This is a genomic window from Aeribacillus sp. FSL K6-3256, assembly GCF_037965805.1.
Classification (GTDB): domain Bacteria; phylum Bacillota; class Bacilli; order Bacillales; family Aeribacillaceae; genus Aeribacillus; species Aeribacillus composti.
Genome location: NZ_CP150188.1, coordinates 2,485,902 through 2,497,697, shown reverse-complemented (window position 1 = coordinate 2,497,697; position 11,796 = coordinate 2,485,902). Strand labels below are relative to the sequence as shown.

Genomic DNA, 11,796 nt, shown 5'->3' with positions numbered 1-11,796 from the left:
TCATAATAGGAAAGAGAATAGGGGTGGTCGCTAATGACAAAAGGACAGCGTCTTATTAAAATTAGAGAGCTTGTCACAAATTACGAAATCGAAACGCAGGATGAACTAGTTGAAATGCTGAAAAATTTAGGTTTTAATGTCACCCAAGCAACCGTATCCCGCGACATCAAAGAGCTCCATTTAGTGAAGGTTCCGACATCTGATGGACGTTATAAATACAGCCTGCCCGCAGATCAGCGCTTCAATCCCCATCAAAAGCTGAAAAGAGCATTGATGGATGCATTTGTTAAAATCGATTCTGCCGGACATTTGCTTGTGATGAAAACAATGCCGGGAAATGCTCATGCAATTGGTGCATTAATTGATAATTTGGACTGGGAAGAAATATTAGGGACAATTTGCGGCGATGACACGATTTTAATTATATGCAGGAAGAATGAAGACACCAAAACGTTGACGGAAAAATTTTTGGACATGCTTTAACAAGTTTGGGGTGAAAATGCGATGTTAGCGGAATTGTCGATTAAAAATTTTGCCATTATTGAATCCCTATCTCTTTCTTTTGAAAAAGGGCTGACAGTGCTGACGGGAGAAACAGGTGCTGGGAAATCGATCATTATTGATGCTATATCTCTTCTTGTAGGAGGACGCGGTTCTTCTGAATTTGTCCGAGCCGGTGAAAAGCGCGCTGAATTGGAAGGGTTGTTTATATTGGAAGAAGAGGACCATCCGTGCTTGAAAAAGTGCCATGAATTAGGAATAGATGCTAGTGAAGGCATGATTGTTTTAAACCGGAATATCTCCGCTAACGGAAAAAGCATTTGCAGAATTAATGGAAAGCTTGTCACAATCGGAATTCTCCGGGATATTGGGAGCACATTAGTCGATATACACGGACAGCACGATCATCAAGAGCTGATGGACGAGCAAAAGCATCTTCATCTTCTCGACGAATATGGCGGCGAAGAAGTGAAAAAAGCAAAGGATGCATACGTAAAGCTTTATAAAAAATACGCGGACTTAACAAAGCGGTTAAAAGCCCTTTCAGAAAATGAGCAGCAGATGGCGCATCGATTGGATTTATTGAAGTTTCAATTAAAGGAAATTGACGATGCCGATTTAAAAATGGATGAAGATATAAAGCTTCAGGAAGAACGGCAGGAAATGTTAAATTTTGAAAAAATTTATGAAGCCTTGAAAAATAGCTATGAATCGCTGCAAGGAGAGCAGCGCGGGCTTGATTTTTTACGACTTGCCATGAATCATTTAGAAGAAGCAGCAGAATTTAATAAACAGTTAAAAGAAATGTCCGAAACGCTGTCGAACAGTTTTTACGTTGTAGAGGATTTAACGTTTCAGCTTAGAAATGAATTAGAACGCATGGAATTTAATCCTGATCGGTTAAATATGATAGAGGACCGCCTCCATGTCATTCATCGGTTAAAACGAAAGTACGGGCAAACAATCAAAGACATTTTGCAATATAGAGATGAAATTGAAAAAGAGATCGATACGATTGAAAACCGTGATAGCCATATTCAAACGCTTAGAAATGAGCTTAAATCTGTCGTCGAAGAACTGCTGACAAAATCCCAACATTTAACGGCAATAAGAAAAAAATATGCAAACAAGCTAACTGCTCAAATCACATCTGAATTAAAACAGCTGTACATGGATAAAACTACATTTAAGGTTCAATTTTCGCAGAAAGAGGCCCAAGATTCCGCTTTGATCGATGGAATTCCAGCGAAATTTGGAAGTGACGGCATGGATTTTGTGGAATTTTACATTTCCACCAATCCAGGCGAACCTCTTAAGCCTCTTGCGAAAATTGCTTCCGGCGGGGAATTATCAAGAATCATGCTTGCCTTAAAAACGATTTTTTCCAAGCATCAAGGAATTACTTCCATCATATTTGACGAGGTGGATACTGGTGTAAGCGGCCGTGTCGCCCAAGCGATCGGAGAAAAAATTTATCAGGTGTCGATTAACTCTCAAGTGCTATGCATCACGCATCTTCCTCAAGTTGCAGCGATGGCTGACAACCATCTATTAATTGCTAAGGAAGTAAGCAAAGAGGGAAGAACGAAAACAAAGGTTATTCCGCTTTCTGAAAAAGAAAAAATTGCAGAAATCGGCCGGATGATTGCTGGAGCAGAAGTGACGGAATTGTCGAAGCAGCATGCAAAAGAGCTGTTGGATCTGGCTATATCGGTGAAATCCTCCTAGCGGAAATAATTTCTTTAAGAAAAAGTTATAAATGACCTCGCTCAAGGAAAAATTATTAGATGTAGCCATGTGAAATAGTCATATGGTGTGGGTTAGGAGCGAGGAGAGTGAAGAAATGACTTTAGAATACATCAGAAAAATAATTGGTACGATTCTCCTTGTTTCTTTAATCAGTTTAGGCTTTTCAAAAGAGGTGCGACAATATTTACACATTCCGAAAACAATCACCATTTTTGAAAATGACATTTATACAATAGAAAAAAATGTTATTCCAGCTCAAGCTCAAGTTCAGGATGTTCAAAACGCTTTCAAAGTGTCGGAAAGCGGGGACGAATTGCAGCTAAAAGGCACGAAATCTGGAGATGGACAAATTCTCTATGAAATAAAAGGCATGCCGGTTAAAAACGTGAATGTCAAAGTTCTCCCGGAATTAAAGGTAATTCCTGGAGGCCAATCGATCGGTGTTAAGTTAAATACACTTGGTGTTTTAGTAGTCGGCTTTCACCAAATTGAAACTGAAGCCGGAAAAAAATCACCGGGTGAATCGGCAGGTGTAGAAGTCGGCGATATGATAACAAAAATTAATGGGACAAAAATAGAAAAAATGAGTGATATTATTCCATTTATACAAGAAGCAGGAAGAACAGGCCGCCCTTTAGCGATCGAAGTAAAACGCAACAACAAAGTTCTCAACACGAAATTGACACCAGTCAAAGACAAAAGCGACAAAACGTATCGTATCGGTCTCTATATACGGGATTCTGCAGCAGGCATTGGAACGATGACGTTTTATGATCCGAAATCAAAAAAATACGGTGCTCTTGGGCACGTTATATCAGATATGGATACAAAAAAACCGATTGTGGTTGAAAACGGAAAAATTGTCCGGTCTACGGTAACGTCGATTGAAAAAGGAAGAGGCGGAAGTCCAGGTGAAAAATTAGCAAGATTTTCAGAAAAACATGAAGTGATCGGCTCTATTTCAAAAAACAGTCCATTCGGCATATTTGGCAGGCTGAATCAAGAAGTGAAAAACGGAATTATGGACAAACCGATACCAGTTGCTTTTTCACATCAAGTGAAAGAAGGTCCTGCACAAATTTTAACAGTGGTAGATCAAAATAAAGTGGAAGCATTTGATGTAGAAATTGTCAGTACCGTTAATCAAAAGTTTCCTGCAACAAAAGGTATGGTCATAAAAGTGACAGATAAGGAATTGCTTAAGAAAACAGGAGGCATTGTTCAAGGAATGAGCGGCAGTCCAATCATTCAAGATGGAAAGCTGGTTGGCGCTGTGACTCATGTATTTGTCAATGATCCGACATCTGGTTACGGTGTTCACATTGAATGGATGCTGCAAGACGCAGGGATTAGTATGGACGAAAAGCAGCAAAAAGCGAGTTAACGCACTCGCTTTTTCTTATTACATGATGCAGCGTTCTGACATAAATCCTTTTGCGAAAAACGTCACGTTCACATAAAGGAGTTTTGTGAAGTGGGCTGTTTGCTTTAAAAGCAAGGGAAGTGTACTGGCTCAATCAAGCGAAAATTTATGTATAAACTTATTTAATTCGACATACATATTTATTACAAAAACGCTGTTTATGTTTGTTAGAGGAGAATTTTGCTTGAAATCGAAAACTTTATTCATAATAAGAAGAACTTTGAAAAAACACATAATTTTTCACTTTTTTTAAAAAAGGAAAAGGATTCTCTGTAAAGTTGTCGAAAATATCTTGTAGATCAAACAATGTATAATTTTGTAAAGAGGATTGGGAGGAGTGCGTGTGGAAAAAATTAAAGTATGTATCGTTGATGATAATCGAGAGCTTGTTGCCCTTTTGGATGAATATTTATCCAGCCAGGAGGATATGGAAGTAATCGGCGTTGCTTACAATGGTCAGGAATGTTTAAATATTTTGAATGAAAAAAGCCCGGACGTCCTTGTTTTGGATATCATTATGCCCCATTTAGATGGATTAGCAGTACTGCAAAAGCTCAAGGAGCTAAACAAAGCGAAAAAGCCGAACGTAATCATGTTAACTGCTTTTGGCCAGGAGGATGTAACGAAAAAAGCGGTCGACCTAGGGGCTGCTTATTTTATTTTAAAACCGTTCGATATGGAACAGCTGGCTGGAAATATTCGTCAAGTGAGTGGAAAGCCTTCGCCTCTAATGAAAAATATATCTTTACATAAATCTGGCTCTGCTGTTTCTGAAAATAAAAATGACAATCTAGACGCTAGTATTACAAGCATTATTCATGAAATCGGGGTTCCTGCGCACATCAAAGGATATTTATATTTAAGAGAAGCGATTTCCATGGTTTATAATGATATCGAGCTGTTAGGATCGATTACAAAAGTGCTTTATCCAGATATTGCGAAAAAATTTAACACAACGGCAAGCCGTGTGGAACGTGCTATCCGCCATGCTATTGAAGTAGCATGGAGCCGCGGCAACATTGAATCTATCTCATCGCTGTTTGGCTACACAGTCAGCATGTCAAAAGCCAAACCGACGAACTCGGAATTTATTGCAATGGTGGCAGATAAATTGAGATTGGAGCATAAGGCCTCCTGAAAAAAAAGTAACCGCTGAGCCTAACGGCGGTTACTTTTTTTCTGAAAACGCGGCTGAACTCGATTGCGTTTTCTATCTCTATGCAAAATAAATCCTCCTATAAAGAACAATCCTGCTAGGAAAAATAATAAACCCATTAAAAATTGCAGCCATAAGTAAGGAAACGGGGGCTGTAAAATGCCAAAAAGCATGTCTCTCATTAATTTAATTCCGTAAACCGCCAGGATCCCTGGAATCACCATAATCAACAATGCAATAAGCCTTATCATTTGACTTTATATCCCTTTCTGTTAAAATAGAGCGAATCAATTTCATTTTTACGATCATATTACAATTTGTCAATACAAATAAACATGTTATGATGAAGATATGCCATTTTATTAACGATGAATGGACAAGGAGCATACGTCTTTTCTATATAAATATTTTTAAAAATCGGTTTTTTAGCATACATAGAAGAGATGAAGGAAGGAGAGTTTCATGGCCAAAGAATATGATGTAGTGATTTTAGGAGGAGGAACGGCAGGATATGTTACAGCGATCCGGGCATCCCAGCTCGGAATGAAAACAGCTATTGTTGAAAAATCAAAGCTTGGAGGGACCTGTTTGCATTCGGGCTGCATCCCGAGCAAAGTTTTATTGCGAAGCGCTGAAATATTTGCTCAATCAAAAAAAAGCAGCGACTTTGGAATCGAGCTGTCCAATGTTCAAGTCAATTTTGATAAAGTGCAGGAGCGGAAGGAAAAGATAGTTTCTCAACTTTATCAAGGGGTCAGGCAATTAGTCAAAAAGGGAAAGATCGATGTGTTTCATGGCATCGGACGAATTTTAGGTGCGTCCATCTTTTCTCCGCAGCCAGGAACAGTTTCTGTAGAGATGGAAAACGGGGAGGAAAACCAAATTTTACTTCCGAAATACGTTATTATTGCAACTGGATCGCGCCCTCGTGAATTGCCTGGATTAACGATTGACGGCGAGACTATTTTGACGTCAGATGAAGCATTGCAATTACAACGCCTTCCTTCATCTATGATCATTGTGGGCGGCGGAGTGATTGGAATGGAATGGGCATCTATGCTCTCTGATTTCGGAGTTGAAGTCACGATCCTTGAAATGGCGGATCGAATTTTGCCGTCAGAAGATATTGAAATAAGTAAAGAAATGGAACGGCTAATGAGGAAAAAAGGAGTCCGCATTTTTACGAATATATCGATTTTGCCTGAAAAAACAGAAATACAAAACGGAATCACAGTGTTCATCGAACAGGATGGACAAGAAATCAGTTTGCACAGTGAAAAACTGCTGTTGTCAATAGGGAGAAAAGGGAACACAGAAGGAATTGGATTGGAAAATACCGAAATTGAAATCCATAATGGCTATATTGTGACAAACGAGTTTTATCAAACAAAGGAATCAAACATCTATGCAGTCGGTGATGTCATCGGCGGTCTTCAGCTTGCCCATGTCGCATCGCAAGAAGGAATACGCGCCGTAGAACATATTGCAGGAGAGAATGTTTTGCCAATTGACTACAAAAAAGTCCCTAAATGTATTTATTCGAATCCTGCAGCTGCAAGTATCGGTTTAACAGAACAAGAAGCGAGGGAAAAAGGCTATACCATCAAAATCGGAAAATTTCCTTTTCAAGGAGTTGGAAAAGCGCTCATTTATGGAGAACCGCAAGGGTTTGTCAAAATTGTCGCAGATGAAAAGACCGATGATCTTTTAGGAATTCATATTATCGGACCAAATGCAACAGAGCTGATTTCTGAAGGAAGTTTAGCAAGCTTTCTCGATGCAAGCTCTTGGGAACTCTCCCGTACGATTCATGCCCATCCAACATTGTCAGAAGGGATAATGGAAGCGGCTCTTGCGGTAAATGGCAAAGCAATACATATATAAGCTAGGGAGGTCTTGTCATGCCCAAAAATCGTCATCAGTCTTTAGGTTTAACGGATCAGGACGTATTAAACATGTATGAAACGATGCTTCTTGCAAGAAAAGTGGACGAACGGATGTGGCTTTTAAACCGAGCAGGAAAAATCCCATTTGTCATCTCATGTCAAGGGCATGAAGGCGCTCAAGTTGGTGCAGCCTTTGCCTTGGACAAAACAAAGGATTATATCTTGCCTTACTACCGTGATGTAGGCGTTGTCCTGCACTTTGGAATGACCGTGAAAGAATTAATGCTATCAGCATTTGCAAAAGCGGAAGACCCGAATTCCGGGGGCAGGCAAATGCCAGGACATTTCGGCCAAAAGAAAAATCGGATTGTAACTGGTTCATCCCCTGTTACAACTCAAGTTCCTCATGCAGCTGGGATCGCCTTAGCAGGAAAAATCGATAAAAAGGATTTTGTCACATTTGTTTCCTTTGGGGAAGGATCATCGAACCAAGGAGATTTTCATGAAGGGGCGAATTTTGCTGGAGTACATAAATTACCTGTCATTTTGATGTGTGAAAATAACCAATACGCCATCAGCGTTCCGATTCAAAAGCAATTAGCTTGCGAAAAAGTGTCAGACAGAGCAGCAGGGTACGGCATGCACGGGGTGACTGTAGATGGAAACGATCCTCTTGAAGTGTATAAAGTTGTGAAGGAAGCGAGAGAAAGAGCTGTCCGAGGAGAGGGACCGACATTGGTTGAAACGCTTGTGCACCGCCTTACACCCCATTCGAGCGATGATGATGATCGGAGCTACCGGACAAAAGAAGAAATCGAAGAAGCTAAGAAAAAAGATCCGATTTATACGTTTGCATCCTATTTAAAAGAAATTGGATTGTTAACAGAGGAATTGGAACAAAATATGCAGACGAAAATTGCAAGCATAATCGATGAAGCAACTGATTATGCAGAAAATGCGCCTTATGCGGCTCCGGAACATGCACTGAAACATGTGTATGGAAACTGAAGGAGGAAAAAAGATGCCAATTATGTCATATATCGAAGCAGTTACAGCTGCACTTCGTGAGGAAATGGAGCGAGATGAAAAAGTATTTCTACTAGGAGAAGATGTCGGGAAAAAAGGAGGAGTTTTTAAAGCGACTCAAGGGTTATATGAACAGTTTGGAGAAGAGAGGGTAATCGATGCTCCCCTTGCTGAATCTGCTATCGCTGGCGTTGGAATAGGAGCGGCCATGTACGGAATGCGCCCTGTTTGTGAAATACAATTTGCTGATTTTATTATGCCGGCTGTCAATCAAATTATTTCAGAAGCAGCGAAAATACGGTATCGCTCCAACAATGACTGGAACTGTCCGATTACGATTCGGGCGCCGTTTGGCGGAGGAGTGCACGGTGCTTTATACCATTCTCAGTCTGTTGAAGCGGTATTTGCCAACCAGCCCGGTTTGAAAATTGTCATACCTTCTACGCCGTATGACGTAAAAGGATTATTAAAAGCAGCGATACGCGATGATGATCCTGTCTTATTTTTTGAACATAAGCGGGCATACAGGCTCATTAAAGGGGAAGTTCCGGCAGATGATTATGTTTTGCCGATTGGAAAGGCGGATGTCAAGCTGGAAGGGGATGACATTACCGTTATTACATATGGATTGTGCGTTCATTTTGCTCTGCAGGCAGCTGAACGATTAGAAAAAGATGGAATTTCTGTCCACCTTTTAGATTTAAGAACGGTATATCCGCTTGATCAGGAGGCTATTATTGAGGCCGCTTCAAAAACCGGCAAGGTGCTTCTCGTGACTGAGGATAATAAAGAAGGCAGTGTAATGAGCGAGGTATCCGCCATTATTGCAGAGCATTGTTTGTTTGATCTTGATGCACCAATTAAACGGCTTGCAGGCCCGGATGTACCTGCGATGCCATTTGCACCGACAATGGAAAAATTTTTTATGATGAATGCAGAAAAAATTGAAAAAGCGATGAGAGAATTGGCAGAGTTTTAAAAGTTGACCCTAATCTCAAGGAGGAATCAACGTGCTAATCGAAGAAATGAAAATGCCTCAATTAGGAGAAAGCGTGACAGAAGGAACAATCAGCAAGTGGCTCGTCTCCATCGGCGATAAGGTCAACAAATACGATCCCATTGCAGAAGTTATGACGGATAAAGTGAATGCAGAAGTTCCTTCATCATATACAGGTGTAATTAAAGAGCTTTTAGCTGAGGAGGGAGATACTCTCCAAGTTGGCGAAGTTATTTGCAGAATTGAAGTGGAGGCTGTGGCGGTTGAACAAGAAAAAAACATTCAGCCAAAAGACAGTCTTTATGCTAATGACCATCAGCCGGCTGAAAAAGAAGAAACGGAAAAGAAGACTATGAAAAACAGGTATTCTCCGGCAGTGCTCCGGCTAGCTCAAGAACATGATATTGATTTAGAAAAAGTCAACGGAACGGGAGCTTTCGGAAGAATTACCCGAAAAGATGTGTTGAAACTGATTGAAGCAGGTAATATACCGAAAAAGGGCTCCTTGATCCAAGAAACGAAATCCTATAAATCACCTAAAACAGCCGGTGATACTGAAATTCCTGTTTCTGGGGTGCGCAAAGCCATTGCTCAAAATATGGCGCGAAGCAAAACAGAAATTCCCCATGCTTGGATGATGATTGAGGTCGATGTAACTGGGTTAGTTGAGTTAAGAAATTCGATCAAGGAAGAATTTAAAGCAAAAGAAGGTTTTCCTTTAACATTTTTCCCGTTTTTTGTGAAAAGCGTTGCAGAAGCGTTGAAAGAATATCCGCAAATGAATTCGACTTGGGCGGGGGATAAAATTATTCAAAAGAAAGACATTAATATTTCGATCGCTGTTGCAACAGATGATGCGCTTTATGTACCAGTTATTAAACACACTGATGAAAAATCCATTAAAGGAATTGCTCGAGAAATTAACGAGCTTGCTTTAAAGGTTAGAACGGGAACGATAGAAGCGAAGGAAATGGAAGGCGGTACATTTACCGTTAACAACACAGGTTCATTTGGCTCTATTCAATCAATGGGAATTATTAACTATCCACAAGCGGCTTTGCTGCAAGTAGAAACGATTGTGAAAAGATTAGTTGTCATGAAAAACGGAATGATCGCCGTGCGCGATATGGTGAATCTCTGCCTTTCTCTCGATCATAGAGTATTAGATGGGGTTGTATGCGGAAGATTTTTGCAAAGAGTAAAACAAATATTAGAAGGTATTTCGAAAGAAACGACATCCGTATATTAGTCCTTTGAGTTATTAGAAATAATGCTTAAGCAACATTGGTTAACATTTGCTTCAAAGATTGCTGTTATTGTAAGATAACAATATAATGGTGAAAAAAAGGGAAAGGGGTGCGAATGAATGAGCATCGATTTTAATTTCTTCATGAACGACATAGTTCGCCAAGCGCGTGAGGAAATCGTTGCCGCTGGCTATACGGAATTGAAAACACCGGAAGAAGTGGATGAAGCTTTAACGAAAAAAGGAACCACTTTAGTAATGGTTAATTCTGTTTGCGGCTGTGCAGGCGGAATCGCAAGACCGGCTGCATATCATGCGCTTCATTATGATAAACGTCCTGATCAATTAGTGACTGTATTTGCAGGTCAAGATAAAGAAGCTACGGAACGAGCTAGATCTTATTTTACCGGTTATCCGCCGTCTTCTCCATCTTTTGCGCTGCTCAAGGATGGAAAGCTCGTTACCATGATTGAACGCCATGAAATCGAAGGACATGAGCCGATGTCTGTTGTCCAAAAATTGCAAGAGGCATTCGAGCAATATTGTGACGAAGTATAAAAAGAAAAGGCTGCCATTTTTAGATGTGGCGCCTTTTTTATTTCGAAAAGAGAATAGGCAAATGATGGTGATGAGTAATGAGAAAATTTAAAATCGGTTATCGTACGTTAAAAACAGCGATAGGTGCTTCTCTATCGATATTTTTAGCACAGCTGATGGATTTAAACCATTTTGTTTCCACCGGCATCATCGCGATTCTTTGTATTCAAGTAACAAAAAAGAAATCATTGAAAAGCGCTTGGTCCAGGTTTTTTGCTTGTATAACGGGAATGATGTTTTCTTTTCTTTTTTTTGAAATTTTTGGTTACCATCCAATTGTCATTGGATTTCTGTTGCTTTTTTTCATACCGACAATGGTGCTTTTTAAAACGACAGAAGGCATTGTAACGAGCGCTGTTATTATTTTGCACTTATATGAAGCAGGTCAAATAACGCTGGATATTGTTCAAAACGAACTTTTGATTATTGTGACAGGGATCGGAGTAGCGCTCTTAATGAATCTGTATATGCCGAGCTTGGAAAATGACCTTAATGTTTATCGAAAAGAAGTAGAAAAAAACTTTGCGGTTATTTTTGAAAAAATTGTAGCTTTTTTAAGAGAAGGCGACTATACGTGGGATGGAAAAGAAATTCCTGAGACAGCCGATCTCATTGAAAAAGGGAAAGGATTGGCGCTCCGAAATGTAGAAAATCGTTTGCTAAGACATGAAGACCAATATTATGCATATTTTAAAATGAGAGAAAAACAATTTGAAATCATTGAACGAGTGCTGCCGACGTTCACGATGATCACCGCAAACGTAGAACAAGCGCACCTTATTGCACAGTTTATTGAAGAGTTAAAAGACAACATTCATTCCGGAAATACAGCAAAGAAATTTTTAAAAAAGCTAGATGACATCAAAAAAGAGATGGAAAGGGCACCGCTTCCGAAAACAAGAAAGGAATTTGAAACGAGAGCAAGGCTTTATCATTTTTTATATGAAATGGAGCAATATTTAATTATTAAAAGCCAGTTTAAAGGTCTTGCCGACGCCAAAAAAGGAAAAGGATGAAGCGCTTGTCATTGAGCACAATAAAACGAGAGATCGTGTCAATGCTTTTTTCGTACATATGTTTAGAAGAAACGCCTTTATGAGCTGCACTTTTCAAAATACAAACAGAAGAATGGACCGTGTCTGCTGAAAAAAATCGGCTAAGAATGTTCACCATATCGGTTCGCATGATCTGAAAATATTCGTGAACAGCTATGGA

Annotated in this window: 11 protein-coding genes; 10 read left to right on the top strand and 1 reads right to left on the bottom strand. The window is 39.8% G+C overall.

Features of this window, described 5'->3' with window-relative positions; translation table 11 throughout:
- Nucleotides 1-33: 33 nt before the first annotated feature.
- The 4 genes from argR (at nucleotide 34) to spo0A (ending at nucleotide 4,811) form a co-directional block, all read left to right on the top strand.
- Entirely contained in the window at nucleotides 34-483 is a 450-nt protein-coding gene (gene argR / locus NSQ84_RS11970; protein WP_063388132.1) for a transcriptional regulator ArgR, read from the top strand.
- A 21-nt stretch (nucleotides 484-504) separates the two neighbouring features.
- Nucleotides 505-2,229, top strand: a complete 1,725-nt coding sequence (gene recN, locus NSQ84_RS11965; RefSeq protein WP_063388133.1) for a DNA repair protein RecN — start codon at nucleotides 505-507, stop codon at nucleotides 2,227-2,229.
- Nucleotides 2,230-2,344: 115 nt separating this feature from the next.
- The gene (gene spoIVB / locus NSQ84_RS11960) at nucleotides 2,345-3,634 is read left to right on the top strand and encodes a SpoIVB peptidase (RefSeq protein WP_327873850.1); all 1,290 of its coding nucleotides are present in this window, start codon (nucleotides 2,345-2,347) and stop codon (nucleotides 3,632-3,634) included.
- A gap of 382 nt (nucleotides 3,635-4,016) precedes the next feature.
- Entirely contained in the window at nucleotides 4,017-4,811 is a 795-nt protein-coding gene (gene spo0A, locus NSQ84_RS11955; protein ID WP_063388135.1) for a sporulation transcription factor Spo0A, read from the top strand.
- A 20-nt stretch (nucleotides 4,812-4,831) separates the two neighbouring features.
- On the opposite strand, the gene NSQ84_RS11950 is transcribed toward spo0A, so the two are convergent.
- Nucleotides 4,832-5,080, bottom strand: coding sequence for a DUF2627 domain-containing protein (locus NSQ84_RS11950; RefSeq protein WP_063388136.1), 249 nt, complete (start codon nucleotides 5,078-5,080; stop codon nucleotides 4,832-4,834).
- A 211-nt stretch (nucleotides 5,081-5,291) separates the two neighbouring features.
- Here NSQ84_RS11950 and lpdA point away from each other — a divergent pair, with 211 nt between their 5' ends.
- The 6 genes from lpdA (at nucleotide 5,292) to NSQ84_RS11920 (ending at nucleotide 11,597) form a co-directional block, all read left to right on the top strand.
- The gene (lpdA, locus tag NSQ84_RS11945) at nucleotides 5,292-6,713 is read left to right on the top strand and encodes a dihydrolipoyl dehydrogenase (protein ID WP_063388137.1); all 1,422 of its coding nucleotides are present in this window, start codon (nucleotides 5,292-5,294) and stop codon (nucleotides 6,711-6,713) included.
- A 17-nt stretch (nucleotides 6,714-6,730) separates the two neighbouring features.
- On the top strand, nucleotides 6,731-7,723 hold the full coding sequence (locus tag NSQ84_RS11940) for a thiamine pyrophosphate-dependent dehydrogenase E1 component subunit alpha (protein WP_063388138.1): 993 nt from the start codon (nucleotides 6,731-6,733) through the stop codon (nucleotides 7,721-7,723).
- Nucleotides 7,724-7,736: 13 nt separating this feature from the next.
- Nucleotides 7,737-8,720 carry an alpha-ketoacid dehydrogenase subunit beta gene (locus NSQ84_RS11935; RefSeq protein WP_063388139.1) on the top strand — a complete coding sequence of 328 codons (984 nt, stop codon included), beginning with the start codon at nucleotides 7,737-7,739 and terminating at the stop codon, nucleotides 8,718-8,720.
- Between the two features lie 31 nt (nucleotides 8,721-8,751).
- A complete protein-coding gene (locus tag NSQ84_RS11930; protein ID WP_327873851.1) occupies nucleotides 8,752-9,987 on the top strand; it encodes a dihydrolipoamide acetyltransferase family protein in 1,236 nt (411 codons plus the stop codon).
- A 117-nt stretch (nucleotides 9,988-10,104) separates the two neighbouring features.
- Entirely contained in the window at nucleotides 10,105-10,542 is a 438-nt protein-coding gene (locus NSQ84_RS11925; RefSeq protein ID WP_063388141.1) for a BrxA/BrxB family bacilliredoxin, read from the top strand.
- A 77-nt stretch (nucleotides 10,543-10,619) separates the two neighbouring features.
- Entirely contained in the window at nucleotides 10,620-11,597 is a 978-nt protein-coding gene (locus NSQ84_RS11920) for an aromatic acid exporter family protein (RefSeq protein WP_063388142.1), read from the top strand.
- Nucleotides 11,598-11,796 lie beyond the last annotated feature (199 nt).